Source organism: Rhodococcus sp. MurmanLake-1 (genome assembly GCF_056945715.1).
The window spans coordinates 1-17,493 of record NZ_JBWZNF010000016.1 but is presented as its reverse complement, the minus strand read 5'-3'; the positions used below and the strand labels follow the sequence as shown (position 1 = coordinate 17,493).

The 17,493-nt window shown below is 61.0% G+C and carries 17 protein-coding genes; 13 read left to right on the top strand and 4 right to left on the bottom strand.

Annotated elements, in window-relative coordinates; translation table 11 throughout:
- The first annotated feature begins 38 nt into the window (after window positions 1-38).
- The 6 genes from AC2ETI_RS28610 (at window position 39) to AC2ETI_RS28585 (ending at window position 6,480) form a co-directional block, all read left to right on the top strand.
- Window positions 39-1,988 carry a flavin-containing monooxygenase gene (locus AC2ETI_RS28610; RefSeq protein ID WP_483634714.1) on the top strand — a complete coding sequence of 650 codons (1,950 nt, stop codon included), beginning with the start codon at window positions 39-41 and terminating at the stop codon, window positions 1,986-1,988.
- 2 nt (window positions 1,989-1,990) lie between these two features.
- Window positions 1,991-3,181, top strand: a complete 1,191-nt coding sequence (locus tag AC2ETI_RS28605) for a CaiB/BaiF CoA transferase family protein (RefSeq protein WP_317559073.1) — start codon at window positions 1,991-1,993, stop codon at window positions 3,179-3,181.
- Window positions 3,182-3,221: 40 nt separating this feature from the next.
- Window positions 3,222-3,875, top strand: a complete 654-nt coding sequence (locus tag AC2ETI_RS28600) for a TetR/AcrR family transcriptional regulator (protein WP_047888644.1) — start codon at window positions 3,222-3,224, stop codon at window positions 3,873-3,875.
- Window positions 3,876-3,953: 78 nt separating this feature from the next.
- Window positions 3,954-4,859: a metal-dependent hydrolase gene (locus AC2ETI_RS28595; RefSeq protein WP_021333229.1), complete on the top strand. Its 906-nt coding sequence runs from the start codon at window positions 3,954-3,956 to the stop codon at window positions 4,857-4,859.
- Window positions 4,856-5,989, top strand: coding sequence for a PDR/VanB family oxidoreductase (locus tag AC2ETI_RS28590; protein ID WP_483634713.1), 1,134 nt, complete (start codon window positions 4,856-4,858; stop codon window positions 5,987-5,989). The genes AC2ETI_RS28595 and AC2ETI_RS28590 overlap by 4 nt, the downstream gene beginning before the upstream one ends.
- An 8-nt stretch (window positions 5,990-5,997) precedes the next feature.
- On the top strand, window positions 5,998-6,480 hold the full coding sequence (locus AC2ETI_RS28585) for a limonene-1,2-epoxide hydrolase family protein (protein WP_283307783.1): 483 nt from the start codon (window positions 5,998-6,000) through the stop codon (window positions 6,478-6,480).
- Window positions 6,481-6,716: 236 nt separating this feature from the next.
- Here AC2ETI_RS28585 and AC2ETI_RS28580 read toward each other — a convergent pair whose 3' ends face one another.
- From AC2ETI_RS28580 to AC2ETI_RS28570, 3 genes are all read right to left on the bottom strand, one after another.
- The gene (locus AC2ETI_RS28580) at window positions 6,717-7,460 is read right to left on the bottom strand and encodes an SDR family NAD(P)-dependent oxidoreductase (protein ID WP_019746030.1); all 744 of its coding nucleotides are present in this window, start codon (window positions 7,458-7,460) and stop codon (window positions 6,717-6,719) included.
- A gap of 535 nt (window positions 7,461-7,995) precedes the next feature.
- Window positions 7,996-8,661 (bottom strand): response regulator transcription factor, encoded by a 666-nt coding sequence (locus tag AC2ETI_RS28575; RefSeq protein ID WP_019746031.1) that lies wholly within the window; start codon window positions 8,659-8,661, stop codon window positions 7,996-7,998.
- Entirely contained in the window at window positions 8,658-9,866 is a 1,209-nt protein-coding gene (locus AC2ETI_RS28570; RefSeq protein ID WP_483634712.1) for a sensor histidine kinase, read from the bottom strand. The genes AC2ETI_RS28575 and AC2ETI_RS28570 overlap by 4 nt, the downstream gene beginning before the upstream one ends.
- A gap of 326 nt (window positions 9,867-10,192) precedes the next feature.
- On the opposite strand from AC2ETI_RS28570, the gene AC2ETI_RS28565 reads away from it, so the two are divergent.
- From AC2ETI_RS28565 to AC2ETI_RS28545, 5 genes are all read left to right on the top strand, one after another.
- Window positions 10,193-11,101, top strand: a complete 909-nt coding sequence (locus AC2ETI_RS28565; RefSeq protein WP_029537254.1) for a polyphosphate polymerase domain-containing protein — start codon at window positions 10,193-10,195, stop codon at window positions 11,099-11,101.
- A gap of 48 nt (window positions 11,102-11,149) precedes the next feature.
- The gene (locus AC2ETI_RS28560; protein ID WP_019746034.1) at window positions 11,150-11,827 is read left to right on the top strand and encodes a DUF4956 domain-containing protein; all 678 of its coding nucleotides are present in this window, start codon (window positions 11,150-11,152) and stop codon (window positions 11,825-11,827) included.
- On the top strand, window positions 11,827-13,422 hold the full coding sequence (locus tag AC2ETI_RS28555; protein ID WP_483634711.1) for a CotH kinase family protein: 1,596 nt from the start codon (window positions 11,827-11,829) through the stop codon (window positions 13,420-13,422). Before AC2ETI_RS28560 ends, AC2ETI_RS28555 begins: the two co-directional genes overlap by 1 nt.
- Window positions 13,423-13,505: 83 nt before the next feature.
- Window positions 13,506-14,123 carry a DUF47 domain-containing protein gene (locus tag AC2ETI_RS28550; RefSeq protein ID WP_483634710.1) on the top strand — a complete coding sequence of 206 codons (618 nt, stop codon included), beginning with the start codon at window positions 13,506-13,508 and terminating at the stop codon, window positions 14,121-14,123.
- Between the two features lie 12 nt (window positions 14,124-14,135).
- Window positions 14,136-15,116, top strand: a complete 981-nt coding sequence (locus tag AC2ETI_RS28545; RefSeq protein ID WP_483634747.1) for an anion permease — start codon at window positions 14,136-14,138, stop codon at window positions 15,114-15,116.
- 218 nt (window positions 15,117-15,334) lie between these two features.
- On the opposite strand, the gene AC2ETI_RS28540 is transcribed toward AC2ETI_RS28545, so the two are convergent.
- Window positions 15,335-15,523, bottom strand: a complete 189-nt coding sequence (locus AC2ETI_RS28540) for an RNA-binding S4 domain-containing protein (RefSeq protein ID WP_019746039.1) — start codon at window positions 15,521-15,523, stop codon at window positions 15,335-15,337.
- A gap of 463 nt (window positions 15,524-15,986) precedes the next feature.
- On the opposite strand from AC2ETI_RS28540, the gene AC2ETI_RS28535 reads away from it, so the two are divergent.
- Both AC2ETI_RS28535 and AC2ETI_RS28530 read left to right on the top strand, forming a co-directional pair.
- Complete coding sequence (locus AC2ETI_RS28535) at window positions 15,987-17,372, top strand: hemolysin family protein (RefSeq protein WP_483634709.1); 1,386 nt, start codon at window positions 15,987-15,989, stop codon at window positions 17,370-17,372.
- On the top strand, window positions 17,369-17,493 hold a 125-nt coding region (locus AC2ETI_RS28530; RefSeq protein ID WP_483634746.1), incomplete at its 3' end, for a CNNM domain-containing protein. The genes AC2ETI_RS28535 and AC2ETI_RS28530, both read left to right, overlap by 4 nt.

The following is a 17,493-nucleotide window of genomic DNA, read 5'->3' as shown; positions in this document are numbered from 1 at the left end:
ACTTGGTTGTGCCGCTAACGGCTGTTAGCCTGCATGGCATGACTATCGTCACTGACCTGGACCGTGACCACCTGCGTTCGGCGGTGTTACGGGGCAATGTTCCGACCATGCTCGCCGTGTTGCTGGAGCTGACCGCCGATGAGCGGTGGGTGGCACCCCGCTATCAACCCACGCGCAGTCGGGGCATGGATGACAATTCCACGGGAGGACTTCCGGAGGAGGTTCAGTCCGAAATCCGGAGCGCGTTGATCGACGCAGTGGAACGCTGGTGGACGCTGGACGAGCCGTCCCGGCGGACGCTGGACAGCTCGGAAGTAGAGCGAATCCTCAACTTCACCTGCAGCGAGACCGTACCGCCGGACTTCGCGCCGATGATGGCGGAGATAGTCAATGGTCCGCAGATCAAGCCTGCCACCGCCAAGTGCGACGAGCGACTCCACGCCATCGTGATCGGCGCCGGCATCGCGGGGATGCTGGCCTCCGTCGAGCTCAGCCGCGCTGGGATCCCTCACGTGATCCTGGAGAAGAACGACGACGTCGGCGGATCATGGTGGGAGAACCGCTATCCGGGCGCAGGAGTTGATACACCGAGCCACCTTTACTCGATCTCGTCGTTCCCTCGTAACTGGTCGACCCACTTCGGCAAGCGCGACGAGGTTCAGGGATATCTCGAGGACTTTGCGGAGGCCAACGACATCCGGCGCAATGTCCGCTTCCGTCATGAGGTGACGCGCGCCGAGTTCGAGGAGTCGAAACAGAGTTGGCGTGTGTCCGTCCAGCGACCGGGCGAGTCGCCGGAGACCCTCGAGGCTCCCATCCTGATCAGCGCGGTCGGTCTGCTCAATCGTCCGAAGATCCCGCATCTACCGGGAATCGAGACCTTCCGTGGTCGCCTCTTCCACTCCGCCGAGTGGCCGAGCGAACTCGACGATCCCGAGTCGCTCCGTGGAAAGCGAGTGGGCATCGTCGGTACCGGAGCCAGTGCTATGCAGATCGGGCCGGCCATCGCGGATCGTGTCGGATCGCTGACGATCTTCCAGCGCTCACCACAGTGGATCGCACCGAACGACGACTACTTCACGACCATCGACGACGGCGTCCATTGGCTGATGGACAACATCCCCGGCTATCGCGAGTGGTACCGGGCGCGCCTGTCGTGGATCTTCAACGACAAGGTGTACTCGTCCCTCCAGGTCGACCCCAACTGGCCAGAGCCGAGCGCCTCGATCAATGCAACCAACCATGGTCATCGCAAGTTCTACGAACGCTATCTCCGCGATCAGCTGGGTGATCGAACAGATCTGATCGAGGCATCTCTTCCGGACTATCCGCCCTTTGGTAAGCGGATGCTGCTGGACAATGGCTGGTTCACGATGCTTCGTAAGCCCGACGTCACACTGGTGCCCCACGGAGTCGACGCCCTGACACCTTCTGGACTCGTCGACACGAACGGCGTCGAGCACCAGCTGGACGTCATTGTCATGGCGACGGGTTTCCACAGTGTGCGCGTTCTTTACCCGATGGACATCGTCGGTCGATCCGGCCGGTCCACCGGAGAAATCTGGGGCGAGCACGACGCGCGCGCCTACCTGGGGATCACAGTTCCTGACTTCCCCAATTTCTTCGTCATGACCGGACCGAACACCGGCCTGGGACATGGGGGGAGCTTCATCACGATCCTGGAATGTCAGGTCCGCTACATCATGGATGCCTTGAAGTTGATGCAATCGGAAAACCTCGGCGCGATGGAGTGCCGGGCCGAGGTCAACGATCGATACAACGAGGCCGTCGACCGACAGCACGCACAGATGGTCTGGACCCATCCGGCAATGGAGAACTGGTACCGAAACCCGGACGGTCGCGTCGTGTCGGTCCTTCCGTGGCGGATCAACGACTACTGGGCCATGACCTACCGAGTCGACCCGGCAGATTTTCGTACCGAGCCGGCACGCTCCGAGTCGGTCCCGACTCCGACCGCGCGAGGGTGATCATGCAGGACGAAGCCACGGGCGGAGTGCACGGCGGGCCGCTGTCGGGTATCCGGGTCATTGAAATGGAGGCCATAGGGCCGCTACTGCACGCCGGTCTGATGTTGGCAGATCTTGGCGCCGATGTCGTGCGCATCGTGCGCCCCATCTCGATGGGAGCAGATGACGGAATCGACGATGCGAATGCGGGGATGCTCCGAGGGCGGACCGAAATCACTGCAGATCTGACCAAGACCGAAGATCTCGCCAAGGTGCGCAGGCTGATCGGCCGAGCGGACGTCCTGATGGAGGGCTCTCGGCCCGGCACGATGGAGAAGCTCGGCCTGGGCTCCGAGATCTGCCTGCAGGGCAATCCGGGGCTGATCTACGGCCGAATGAGTGGCTGGGGCCAGAAGGGACCGATGGCCCGAGAAGCCGGGCACGACCTGAACTACCTTGCGCTTTCGGGCGCGCTCGAACAGCTCGGACCGGCTTCCGGGCCGCCGTCACCGCCGCTGAACTACGTCGGGAACTTCGGCGGCGGATCGATGTTCCTGCTCGTAGGAGTACTTGCCGCGCTGCACGAAAGAGAACGCACTGGCCGAGGCCAGGTGGTGGATACAGCGATGGTCGACGGCGCCAGTTCGTTGACTGCGCTCGTCCGATCGTGGCAGCATGCCGGCCGCTGGTCAGCCCGTCGTGGAACCAACCTCCTCGACGGATCTGCCCCGTTCTACCGCGCGTACGAGTGCGCAGACCACAGGTACATGGCGGTAGGGGCCCTCGAAGACGTGTACTACGACCGCTTCGTGTTCGGACTCGGATTGGATCCCGCCTCGTTGCCGAATCGCTGGGACCAATCGAACTGGGACGACTTGTCCGAACGCTTCGGCAGAACCTTCGCCACACAGGATCGCGACGCCTGGGTCGAGGTCTTCGACGGCCTGAACGCTTGTGTCACACCCGTGCTCACACTCCACGAGGCAACACTCCACGACCATGCAATACAGCGGACGGCCTTCGTCGATGCAGGAGGCTTTTCGATGCCCTCCGCCGCACCACGGCTGGACTCGTCACAGGGAGCAGCCCCACCACGGAGAAACGACGAACTGGACGCAACCGTGTCGCGATGGGAGATTGCCTCAGAGCACCACGGGGGCAATTCCACTCGACATCGGTCCACTCGCATGTCGGTTGGTCCACAGACGTGGTGAGCGAGAGAACCGATGGCGCCAGGCGGGCTACGATTTCGGTATGCGCAGGCTGGCCGGATCGTTCGATCGTGACCTCCCCGGATTGCCGCGTGGCCGCGGCCGCCTCGCTGCGGGCGAGGTCCAAGACGCGCAACGTGATCGCATTCTGCGTGCGGTGATCTCGTCGACTGCGGAGAAGGGGATCGCCTCGACCACGATCGCCGACGTCGTCGGGCGTGCCAGGGTATCTCGCCAAGCTTTCTACAAGCAGTTCGAGAGCAAAGAAGCGTGCTTGATCGCAGCGATCGACGCAGGCATCGAGGTGATCGTCTCCAACATCACCTCGACACAAAGCTCGACCACCAATTTGTCTCTACACGAACAGCTTTCGGCTGTAATCGAGAAGTATCTCGAGACGTGTTCGTCCGAACCGGAGTTCGTGCGAGCTTGGGTGGTGGACCTACCTGTGGCCGGCCCGGCAGGGGTGGCGAAGCGCAACGAGTACGTGGAACTGCTCGCCGATGCATTGCTCGTCGGCTACTCGTCCAAGTCTTCAGAAGCCCCGGGGCGTGAAGTGTTTCTCGCGGCGATCGGCGGTTGCAACGAGTTGTTCTACCGCCAGGTGGTTGACGGGTCGAATTCGTACATGAATCTTCATGCGCCGATCATGTCCTTCCTTGAACGGGTACTGGACCTCTCGTCCGACCCTTCGTAGTCCGGTGTTGACAAGCCACGGGTAGATCGCCATGCTCATTCATAAGTACTGCTGCGTACTTATGAGTGAGGAGTGGTCATGCGAATTACGAGTGGACTGACACAGCGTCCGATCGCACCGCCCGGCCGGGTAGCGATCCGTCCGCGGCGAGTCGATTTCGACTGGGAGAAAGCGCCTTTGGTGTGGTTGCCGAACGAGCCGATCGCCTCATACCTCCTCGGCTCGATGAACCTCGTCATCCCGGAGGGCGAACGGATGATGATCCAGGCCTTCGAGCAGGCTCTCCCGGACGTGCACGACGAGAAGCTTCGCGAGGACATGCTCGGTTTCATGGGCCAAGAATTGCTGCACGCAGAGGCGCATGACGAGGTCATGAATCAGGTGTTCACACGGCACGGGATCGACCCGGCCCCGTTCAACCGCCAGATGCAGTATTTCTTCCGTAGAACTTTGGGCATCGGTGACGACTCCGATCCGCAGGCCATCCGGCAGCGTCTGATCGAGCGTCTCGGGATTTGCGCGTCTTCGGAGCATATGTTCGCGTTCGTGGGCGACTGGGCGTTGAACGCGGACTTGGAGAAATTCGGCGCGGATCCGCAGATGCTTGACCTCTATCGGTGGCATGGGGCCGAAGAGGTCGAGCATCGTGCCGTGGCACACGAGGTCGCCACGTACTTCGGAGTCGGCTACTTTCGCCGCTGTATCTCCATGATCATCACGTGGCCAATCTTTTTGGGGTGGTTGCTCCGTGCTGCGATGTATCTGAGCCGCAACGACCCCAACACGCCGAACATCGGTTATCCGCGATTGCTACTGGAATTCGTCCGCGCCGGACGCCGCGGACTGGTGCCTGGTGTATCGAAATGGTTCTGGAGCGGTGTGTCGACGTTCGTGCCGGGATTTCACCCCGACAGTGTGGGGTCCACCGCCCAGGCCCTCGCCTACGTCGCGCAATCGCCAGCGGCCAAGCGGGTCAACACATGACACCCAACGCGCCCGAACTCACACAGCGGTGGCAGGCCCCCCACGAGATCCCGGTCGACCTATGCCGCGGCAAGCGCCGCGACTCGATCCTGCGCATTCTGGATGTCCTGGTCTCCACGCAGGTCAAGTTGGCGGTCTTGATTCATCGCGACGAGCCAACGGAAAACCGGATCGACGAGTACAAGACAACACTCACGGTGTCGGAGCGCACGACGGTGGCCACCGACAACGACGTGGTCAGTCTCGAACTGCGAGCACCTGACGGCAGCGACCTCGAACGGTGGTATCCCGGGGCACACCTCGACCTGTACCTGCCCTCGGGACGGATACGTCAGTACTCGCTGTGCGGCGATCCCGCCGATCGACGCTGCTACCGGATCGCGGTACGCCGGATTCCTGATGGTGGCGGATCGAACGAGGTGCACGACGAGTTGCCAGTCGGTACCGTCGTCGGCGTTCGCGGTCCACGCAACGCGTTCGGGTTCGTCGAACCCGGGCGAATCGAGCGCGCGAAGCGCGTTCACTTCGTGGCGGGTGGCATCGGCATCACACCGATACTGCCGATGGTCCGCGAGGCGGAGCGCATGGGCCTGGATTGGTCGCTGATGTACGTCGGTCGCGAGCGCCGCACACTACCGTTCCTCGAGGAATTGTCGCCGTTTGGTGATCGGGTCACCATCCGCACCGACGACGAATACGGCCTACCCGCAGCGAACGATCTTCTCCCGCCGAATGTCCGCAGCGGCGACGCGATCTACTGTTGCGGTCCGGTCCCGATGATGGACCTGATCACAGCTTGTGTGCGCAACGAGCCCGGTGTGGAAGTGCACGCCGAACGCTTCTCCGCCGCACCGGTCGTCGATGGACGACCCTTCCGCATCCAACTGGCTCGCACCGGTCAGGTCATCGATGTCGCCGCCGACCAGACCGCATTGGACGCGGTCCTGCGTGTGAACCCGAAAGCCCCCTATTCATGTCGTCAGGGCTTCTGCGGCACCTGCATGGTCCACGTCAGCGACGGCGACGTCGATCATCGTGACAATTCGTTGAGCTCAGCCGAGCGCGCCGCCGGCAAGATGCTCCTGTGCGTTTCGCGGAGCAACAGTCCCTGCCTGACGGTCACCACATGAATCCACCGATGAGAAAACACAATTCCAGACGACCGGAGTACCTGTTGAACGACGATCAACTGACATCGCGGGTGGTGGACCTGCTGATCGCACTGGAGGAAATGGACGCCGATGCCGTGCGCGCACTCGTCGATCCCGACATCGAATGGCGCAACACCGGCCTGCCCAGCGTGCGTGGAAGCAAACGCGTCGAACGGGCGCTCACGATCGTCTCTCGCCTGATCACCAGGTACGAGGTCGTGGAAGTGCTCACGATGACCACCGACCACAACACCGTGTCCTCCCGGCGAAGAGAGATCATCCGCATCGGATGGTTTGCCATGCACCTCGACGTAGACGGCCACTACACATTCGCAAACGGCCGGCTGCGCGTTTGGGACGACCGCTTCTCCTACCGCCGACTGCTCCGCGGATTGCGATTCGGCCCACCCACCCGCACCGCCGTGCAGATCCTCTTCCAGCGTTGGTGTCGACAACGTCGGGCAGTGTGAGAAACACCGGTATCGCACTACCGACCGGGTTGGCTCTCAACGCGGCCGGCGCCGCGGTCATCGCCGGGGGCGCCACTCTCCCGGCCGCCGGGGCCGAGGTCGCTCCCGACATCGCAGCCAACTTCGAGGCCCGCTGCTCCGGGAATGGGACTTCCGGTAATTCGGGCAGTACCCCGAAACCGAGTCCTAACGCGCAAACCGCACCCAGGTCGAGGCCCAATAGCGGGTTCCGTGGGTCACAAGGACATGCCTCCGTCAACGGGAATGACGGCGCCGGTGGTCCAGTTGTCTTCGAGAGCGAGGCGAGCGATCCAGATCGCGGCTTCTTCCGGGGTGCCGGCGCGTCTGAGGGGGAGTGTGGCTGTTCGGGTGCTGAGAAGTTCTGTTTCTTGTGCTTCGGTCATGCCAGCACTACGAAAGAGTGAAGTGGGCATGGGGCCTGGTGCGATGGCGTTAACACGCACTCCGTCTGGGCCTAGTTCCAGGGCCCAGCATCGGGTGAGCTGGGCAAGTGCTGCTTTCGAGGCTGCGTAGTGCGAGTTGCTGGCTGTGGGCTTGAGTGCCACCGTGCTGGCAACGTTGACGATGGACCCGTGCGATGCGCGTAGAGCAGGCAAGAATGCTTGCGTGACGAGCGTGGGTCCGATGACGTTGAGGTCGTGGAGTTTTCGAATTTGCTGCGTGGTTGTGTCTTCGAGTGAGGCGTAGAGATAGGCTCCAGCGCAGTTGACAATGTAATCGATGCGCCGGTGACGTGCGATTGCTTCGGCAGCTGCTGTGGTCACGCCTGTCTCGTCGGTGACGTCAACGAGGCAGGTGAGAAGGTGCTCGTCGGAGGGAAGAGCGTCGAGAGTGCTCTGATCCTTGTCCCAGGCTTCGACGGTTGCGCCGAGTTGGCGGAGCAGGGCGACGGATGCCCGTCCTATCCCCGAGCCCGCGCCGGTGACGATTCCGATCGGGGAGGATGGGTTGTGTGGCATCGCACTCACTTCCGTTCTGTGTGTCGCTCTAGGATACGGGGCTGGGTCGAGACCTGCGGGCGTACAACAGGGTCGGGCATTCCTCGCGTGTGAGTATCTGTGTCTTGCCGCTGGCCAGTAAAGTGGAAAGTCATGCGTCAGAATCCTAATAGTTTTCCGGTGCAGGCGAATCCGTCCTGTGGGTGGCCACTGATCCGACCTCATCTGCACCGTTTCGCGCGCATCACTACTCAATACGCGCATCGCTACTCAATAAGGGACACCCAGACAACAATCCGCTCGCCGCAGCTCATAACTGTCAGTACTTCGGGAAGTTCGCCGAACCGCACAAGGGTTGGTACGGGGGCGGATGGCGTGGATCAGGGCGGGTGTCCATCACTCTGCGAGCTGGAGATCGGGTGCACCTCCCTTGTGCGGGTTCCCTCGGCGTTGCCCCGACGGGCTGCTGCCGGTGATGCGTTCGCTAATAAGGTTGTTCGGCATACATCCGGCGTCCCCGTTCGGGGCGCATGTTGTCCCGCCGCTGCGGGTAGCGTCAATTGAGGTGCGGTCGGATCAGACCGTTCTCGTAGGCGGCGATGACGAGTTGTGCCCGGTCGTGGGCCTGCAGCTTGGTCATGATGCGGTTGACGTGGGTCTTGGCGGTGTGCGGTGAGATCACCAGGCCAGTGGCGATTTCGTCGTTGGACCGGCCGGCGCCGACGAGAGTAAGGACCTCCATCTCCCGCTCTGTAAGGTGCGCGAGCGCTGGCGGCACCCGTTCACTGTCGGCGGCGGGGTGAACGTACCGGTTGATCAGGCTACGCGTCGCGACCGGTGAGAGCAGAGCATCGCCGCGGTGGATAGCGCGGATCGCGGCGATGATCTGGTCGTGATCGGCCCCTTTGCCGATGAACCCGCTCGCGCCGGCGCGCAGCGCTCCGACGATGTACTGATCCTCCTCGAAAGTGGTGAGTATCAGTACCCGCACCGACTCGAGGTTCGGGTCGGTGCAGATGGTCCGTGTGGCGGCAATCCCGTCGACACCTGGCATCCGGATATCCATGAGCACCACATCCGGTCGCAGACGGCGAGCGAGTTCGATCGCGCGCTCACCGTCGCCTGCTTCGCCGACGACGGTGAGGCCGACACTGTGGGTGGCAAGGGTGGTGATCGCAGACCGGATAAGAGTTTGGTCGTCGACGACAAGAATGGTGATCATTGTGTGTCTCCCTGTGCGGCCACGTCGTCCGGTGCGTCCAGGTCGTCCGGTGTGTCCTGGTCGTCATGGGCGGGTTCTGTGGGTAGATCGGCAACAAGCAGCCACCTACCTGTTCCGTCGGCCCCGTAACGGAGGGCGCCGCGAACCGAGTCGACCCGTTCCCTCATACCGATCAGCCCCTGGTTCATTCCGAGGTGCCGGGCCCCTGCTCCGTCTGAGGCGGTCGGGTTGCTGACGGTAATGCGGAGCGCACGAGGAAGGTAACCGATCAGCACGTGAGCGCGGTGTCCGGTGCCGTGCTTGTGGGCGTTGGTGAGCGCTTCCTGGACTACGCGCAGTGCAGTCACATCGATCGACGCCGGCAGTTCGTACGGATCGCCATCGATGTGGACAGCGACTTCCATTCCATGACTGGCGAATTCACGCACTACATCGTCGAGTTGGGACAGGCCGAACGGGCCGATCGCGGTGGTGGGGTCTCGTAGGGTGGCCATGAGGTCGCCGATCTCGGTGAGTGCAGTGCGCGACGCGCTGCGAATGACAGCCAGCGATTTCTCGGCGTCGGCCGGTCGGTTACGTAGCGAGGACGCAGCGACGCCGGCATGGAGGTTGATTACCGAGATCTGGTGCGCGACGACGTCGTGGAGGTCGCGAGCAATCGCCAGCCTGGTCTCGGCGACCCGCTGCCCGGCCACCGCGTCGCGAGTTCGTTCGGCACGCTCGGCACGTTCGGTGACGGACGCGACGTAGTCGCGTTGCGTGCGAACCGCATCGCCGATAGCACCACCGAGCAGCACGGTCAGGACGTTCTGGAGGCCGCTGTATCCGTCGACGAAGACGAAAGCGAGCATGGCGAGGGCAACGAGAGCGGTGAGTACGAAACCACGGCGCCGGGTCGCGTACAGCATGGTCGTGTAGACGGCGACTCCCGCCGCCAAGACGAGGCCCGGATTGAACAGTCCGAGTGGCACACTCACTGCGACGACGCCGATCACCGCGGCCAGGACCGCGAGCGGCCGCTGGTGTCGGCCCATCAGGATCGCCGCGGCCACCGCATTGAGGGCCAGGACGTCAGGTGACCACACGAAACCCGCACCCGGGTGGGGCGGGACCACGCCAGGGATAATCACGAGGACCACCGTGGCGGCCGAAACGATCCACCCCCTCACACCGCGATGCCCGTCCGAGGCGCTGCGCGCGACCATGTCCGTCTCCTATCGGTCGCCGGATATCCCACCCGCATGGCGGCCACCTCATCATTTCAGAGGATCGAGGTGTCCACGTCCCACGAGGAGATCAATCCGTGTACCGCGCCTGCGGTACGACGGTGTCCACGCGTGGGGGATTCTTCCACTCACGAATCCGAGGAAGGTCTATTCGACGCCGAAACGACCTCCATGAAAGACAACCAGACGGCGACGCCCTTGATTTCCGTACGGGATCTGCACAAGGCCTACAGATCCGACGGCACCACATTTTCGAGCACTCCACCACGTAGATATCCGACTTCCAATCCAGGAGAACCTGAGGCATGAGCATTTTCGACCGGTTCCGAGATCCTCCCTCGAGGCAGCAAGAGGTGAACATTCCGACTGCTCTCCCCTCCAATGGTTTTCAGCAGACCGCCAGCAAGCTGCACTCGTTCAACCGCTACGAGATCAAATACTTCGTCGACGAGTTGAAGGTGCCGGAGTTGCGCCGAGAGCTAGTGGCACGAATGGAGACCGACCCTTACTCGCCGAAGGGCGGGTATCCGGTGACATCGCTGTATTACGACACACCTGATCTGTTGTTCTACTGGGAAAAGATCGAGGGGCTGAAGTTTCGACGCAAAGTGCGACTTCGTCTCTACGGAGAGCCGTCGGACTGTGTCGATGACACACCGGTCCAGATCGAGATCAAGCAGCGGGTCAATCGAGTTACGCAGAAGCGACGGATCGCGCTGCCGTACGGGACCGCGCAGCGGTGGCTCGACGGTCGAGAAGAAATCGATGTCGATATTTCGCAACGTCCATTCGTCAACGAAGTGACAACGCTGATGGGAAATCTTGATCTTCGTCCGATAGTGACCACTGGGTATCTGCGGGAGGCGTACGTCGGTACGGAAGCCGATCTCGGGCTGCGTGTGACCATCGATCACAAGGTGCACGGGCGGGACCGAGACTTCCACTTCGCTTCGGGAGCGGAGAACAGGTTCATCATCCCTCCGAAGCTCGCGATCGTGGAACTCAAAGCCAATGAACGAGTGCCTTATTGGGCTACGGATATGACGGCGCGAATGAATATGTCCATCATTCGAGTATCGAAATATTGTCAATCGATCGAGGCCTTCGACATGGCCCCTCGATCACGTAGCGGTGCACCGGAATTGGCGATGCCCGCAGGTTTCGACAGTCGCGCACCGGAAGATCTACTTCGGCACCGCACACGTATCGCGTGATCCGACAGCACTATTGAGCATCCACTCCCAACACCGAAACAGGAAACCATGAACTTCGAGATACAGGACCTGAGTGGAACATTCTCCACTTTCGACATCATCGTATCGTTGTCGTTGGCGTTCGTTCTCTCCGCCATCATCGGCTGGGTCTATCGATACACACACAAGAACGTCTCGTACAGCCAATCGTATGTGCAGACACTGGTCATGGTGGGCATGATCGTTTCGCTGATCATGCTTGTCGTCGGGTCCAACGTCGCTCGCGCATTCGCTTTGGTCGGCGCGTTGTCGGTGATCCGATTCCGCAACGCGATCAAGGAAACCCGGGACGTCGGGTTCATTTTCCTGGCGATGGCGATCGGTATGACGACGGGCACCCGCTTCTATGTTCTGGCGATCGCTGCGACTGTAGCGGTGTGTCTTGTCATGTTGATCATGTACAAGTTCAACTGGTTCAAGCTCGATGTCCAGCGTCAGGTTGTCAAGGTTCAGGTTCCGCCTGGACAGGAATACGTCGCATACGTCGAGGACGTACTCATCAAACACTGCTCGGAGTTCGAGTTGGTCTCTACTGATTCGGCGCGATCGGGTGCGCTCAATGAGCTGTACTACACCGCGCAAATGAAGAAGGGCAATAAATCTGCAGAGTTGATATCTGCACTGAGCGCCGTCAATGCAGGTCAGCGCGTGACCGTTCTGACCGGATACGACCAGACGGACATCTGATGACTGTGACGGGCACCGGCTCTTCGCCGCCGCGGAGCAAGTTCAAACATCGGATACCGAAGACGCTGCGTCAGCATTGGAAGCTGTTGGTGGTGTTCGTCGCATTCGTCTCCGTCCTGGCCTTCGTGTTCGGTGAGACACGAATTCGTCCCTACATCACTGGTGACACATCTGTCATCGCCTCCGAGATCACCGACAACATCAGTGGCACCGTGGAATTGTTCGACCCCTCGGTCTCGCATCAATTGTCACTGGAGATAACCGATTCCGAGTATAACGACATGATCTCCTCGTTCCGGAAGAGTGGCGACAAGAAATGGATCACCGCGGACATCACCATCGACGGAACTTTCGTCAACGATGCCTCGGTGCGGCTGAAGGGTAACTCCACCCTCATGGGTGTTCGAGGAGATGGGGTGATGCCAGGAGGGGAAGGGTTCACGCCGCCTGACGGATTCGAGATTCCTGAGGGACTGGAACTACCAACAGATTTCGACCCACAGGACATGATGGCGGGAATGGGGTCGACGGCCTCGGCCGATGACCCGACGTCACTTCCCTTGCTCATCAGTTTCGATGAGAACTCCGAGGGCCGCGCGTATCAGGGGATGACCGAGTTGTCGGTCCGGCCTGGATCGCCGGTGGTCAACGAAGCGATGGCGTTGTCGTTGACTGCCGATAGTGATCAACCGACGCAGCGTTACGCGTACACGGCGTATTCGATCAATGACAGTGCGACGTCGACTCGTCTGGTACTCGAACATCCGGACGACACTTATGCGAACTCACTCTTCGAGTCGGACGGGTACCTTTACAAGGCGGATGCGAGCTCACGATTTGCGTACGTGGGCGATGACCAGACCGCCTATGCGGGCCAGTTCAAACAAATCAATGCCGTCGACAACGGAAACCTACAACCGGTCATCAGCTTTCTGAAGTGGATGGATGCAGCCAGCTCGGAAGAGTTCGACGCGCACCTCTCCGATTGGATCGACGTCGAATCCTTCGCTCGATACGTTGCCACGCAAAACCTCATCGTCAACGGCGATGACATGAGCGGCCCCGGTCAGAACTATTACCTCTGGTACGACCTGGACACCAAGAGGATCTCCGTGGTGTCCTGGGATCTCAACCTCGCCATGCAAGGTGATGCCGCCACCGGCCCTCATGACAGTGTTTCGATCGCTATGGGCCCAGCCGGCGGCGGAGGACCCGGGGGCGGCGCGGGGCCGGGGGCCATACCGGCTGGTGAAGCCCCAGAAGGCATGCCGGAAGGCGGCGCCCCTCGACAAGGCGCGGATGCGACAGCTCCTGGTCAACAGGGATTTCCCGGGGGTCCACTCGGTACTACGAACTCTCTGAAGAAGCGTTTCCTCGAATCGCCTGCTTTCGCCGAGCTGTACGAGAAGACGTATTGGAACCTGTTCGAGCAGATGTACCAAAGCGGCCGCGCGACCGAAATTCTCGACTCACTCGCGACGTCCATCCCCACCAGTGACGAACTGACCGCAGAGACGCTGCAGTCGAGCATCGATCAGATGCGCACGTGGATCGTCGAGCGCACATCAGCGCTGAACGAACTGCAAACCCCCTGAACTGACTAGGGCAGTGGCACCGTGTCCCTCATCCACGCTGCCACTGCCCTGGTCTTCCCTGCAGCGACGCGAAAGACACATTCATGTTCTCCGGTTTCAAACCCAAGTCCGAACTGTTCTACGCACTGTTCATCTCCACGGCACAATATCTGGAATTCGGGGCCAAAACTCTTACCGAATTGGCCAGCCCACAAGCCGATACCGCCAGCATTGCCGAACGCATGGTCGAGTTCGAGCACGAATGCGACCGCATAAAGCGCGAGCTGTTCCGAACCGTGAATTCAACTTTCGCCACTCCGTTCGACCGCTCTGATATCTACACGCTGGGATCAACTCTCGACGACGTGATGGACCACATGGAAGCGGCGTCGCATCTCGTGTCTTTGTACGGAGTGCGCGAACTACCGCACCATCTCTGCGACGTGATCGACACCCTCGACGCGTGCGCAAAGATAACGGCGGAAGCGATGCCCAAACTGGCATCGATGCAGGGACTCGAAAGCTACTGGATCAAAATCAATGAACTCGAGAATACGGCCGATCACCTCTATCGAACATGTCTCGCCAACCTCTTCGACGGCCATCTCGATGCCCTGACCGTCATGAAACTCAAAGACATCGCCGACGAACTCGAAGACGCAGCCGATGCTTTCGAAAAGGTCTCGCATGTGATCGAAACCATCGTCCTCAAGGAATCGTGACCAGCTGTGCTGATGCTGCTCCTGGTCATAGCACTCGCTATGGCATTTACCTTCACCAACGGTTTTCACGACTCGGCCAATGCTATTGCGACATCAGTGTCCACGCGTGCACTGACATTGCGTTCAGCATTACTGATGGCCGCAATCGGCAACCTTCTCGGATCCTTCTTCGGCGCCAAAGTCGCTGCCACAGTGGGAGAGGGAATAATCGAGCTCGACGTCAGCACTCACGCCTTACTGATACTCGGGTGCGCCTTGGTCGGTGCGATCGGCTGGAATCTCATCACGTGGTGGTACGGATTACCGTCATCGTCCTCGCACGCTCTTGTCGGCGGGATGGTCGGGGCCGCGCTGGCCGGCGGGATGACTGTGCTGTGGGGTGGTGTGATCGAAAAGGTGCTGATCCCGATGGTTGTCTCGCCGATCGTCGGCTTCATCCTGGGATATATGGCCATGTCAGGCATCATGTGGCTGTTTCGACACGCATCTCCGGCATCGACCAGTCGAGGGTTTCGAAAGGCCCAGACATGTTCTGCGGCGGCCATGGCCTTCGGCCACGGGATGCAAGACGCAGCCAAAACCATGGGCATCGTGGTCCTGGCTCTTGTCGTCTCGGGTAGACAAGACGACTACTCGATTCCGTGGTGGTGTTTCTTGCTGACGGCAGTTGTTCTTGCCCTCGGGACCGCAACAGGTGGGATGCGTATTATGCGGACTCTTGGGCGCAAGATCATCGAATTGGATCCTCCCCAGGGTTTTGCAGCGGAACTGACCGCATCCTCGGTGCTCTACGTCGCTTCTGCCGGCATGGGGGCGCCGGTATCGACAACACATGTGATTTCGTCGGCGATCATGGGTGTCGGCTCGACCAAACGTCTCAGCGCCGTCCGGTGGGGCGTAGCGGGAAACATGCTCATCGCCTGGGTTACCACTTTTCCTGCAGCAGCAACGATTTCAGCCGTCGCCCTATACGGCGTCACGGCACTCCTGTGACGACGACGTACACAGCAAGCGATGGAAACAGTGTCGCGGACGGAACGTGCTTGTGTAGTGAAAACTCCTGTGCGCGTTAGTCCCGACGATCGGGACACTGCTCGGGTTTGCCCTCATCGATACTCCCGACGTACTGCTGATCAGGAGTGACAGCCTCGTTCGCAGACGACCCACTGCCCACCCACTTCCTGACTACCCTGGACCATGTGATGGTCGAGCTACGCGGTGCGGCCCCCAAAACGTACAATTTCAACTCGATCGGATTCGGAAACGAGCTGTCCGGGGTGACGAACCGGGCGCCCATTGATCGACACGGAATCCTCCATGACCATCGCTGCAGCCTGCTGCACCGTCAGCACGGGGTGTCGGGCGATCAGTGCGTCGACAACCGATCTCGTGGTAGCCATGAAAGAAAGTCTCGGCTGTCGCAGTGGATCGAAAACCTCGGCGAACCAAGCGCCCGCAGAACATTGGGTGAACAACACCGAATCCCGACACGCAGCCCGCCCGCCTGACATCAGTGAACCTGCATCTCCGCCGTACGAACCACCGGAGTCCTGGATACCCGCCGATCAGCGGCGCTTCGGACTCGACCGACGCCCACACCAACCGGGGCGCGATCCCCGGGGAGACGACCATGCTGTGAACGCATGATCGATCGGCTATCGGCCTGCCTGGGTCAGGTACGTCATTCGTTCACCGCGACTTTTTCGGGGAAACCGCATGGCGCTGGGAACTTTCCCGGCAAGGTAAACGTAGATTAAAGAACAAGGCTTCTTCCGCATCGACAGAGAGACCCATGGACAGTCACAGACCCAGGCCGGACACACCCCACTACGTCACCGCGCGTGATGGCGAGGTGTCCGGCTCATGATGATCGCCCTGACACTCCTGCTGGGCGTCCTGGTCGTTCTGCTGATCACCGCAGTCACCGGCTACTTCGTTGCACAAGAGTTCGCCTACATGGCCGTGGACCGATCCCGGCTCAATTCTCTCGCCCAGGCCGGCGATTCTGGTGCAAAGCGGGCCCTTGCGGTGACCCGCCGCACCTCATTCATGCTCTCCGGAGCTCAACTGGGCATCACCGTCACCGGTCTGCTGGTCGGTTACGTCGCCGAACCTCTTATCGGTCAATCGTTCGGAACGATCTTCGGCGGCATCGGCATCCCCACCGCAGTGGGGCTCGGGATCGGTGCGGTGCTGGCGTTGCTGTTCTCCACCCTGGTCCAGATGCTCTTCGGTGAGCTGTTCCCGAAGAACCTGGCCATCGCCCGTCCCGAACCGGTGGCCCGGTGGCTGGCTCGCTCGACCACCCTCTATCTGAAACTGTTCGGCTGGCTGATCTGGATCTTCGACCAGGCATCGAACCTGCTACTTCGCGCACTGAAGATCGAGCCGGTGCACGACGTCGAGCACTCCGCCTCCGCCCGCGATCTCGAGCACATCGTCGCCGAGTCCCGCGAAACCGGGACTCTGCCGCCCGAGTTGTCGACGATGCTCGATCGCATTCTCGATTTCCCCACGCGCCCAGTTGAGCACGCGATGATCCCCCGCACCCATGTCGATACCGTCCGCGCCGACGACTCCCTCGACCACATCCTCACTCTCATGGGGCGAGGGCACTCCCGATATCCCGTCGTGGGGGCAGATTCCGAGGACATCGTCGGAGTCATCCACCTCCAGGATGTTCTCGACCTGACGCCGACCACTGATCTGACCGTGCGCGCACTCACCCGCCCCGCACTGATCCTCCCGACCACACTTCCCCTTCCGAAGGCCTTGTCCGAACTCACCGACAGCAAGAACCAACTTGCCTGCGTCATCGACGAATACGGCGGATTCGCCGGTGTCATCACCCTCGAGGACATCGCTGAAGAGCTCGTCGGCGAAATCACCGACGAACACGACCCCGATCTTCCACGCGAACTCCCCAGCGAGGACGGATCGTGGACCGTCAACGGTGGCGTGCACCTCGACGAGATCGAGCGCACCATCGGACACGACCTCCCGAGTGGTGACTACGAAACGATCGCCGGCTTCACCATCGCCCATCACGGCGAACTCCCACCCGAGGGAACCCGGATCCGCGTCGAACTGCCACCTGATCCCGCCGACCTGATTTCCGACGACGAACAACCCCGACATTCACTGGTCATCGATGTCCTGACCGTCAAGCGGCACGTCCCCGCCTTACTACGACTACGCCTCGACCTCACCGAGATGGCCGGGACTGAAACCGCGGAGGAGAACCGATGAGCAACCCCTGGATCGTCATCGCCATCACCGTCGCTCTCATCGCACTGAGTGCCTTCTTCGTCGCCGTCGAATTCGCCCTCATCTCCGCCAAACGGCACCGCCTCGAAGATGCCGCCCCCAA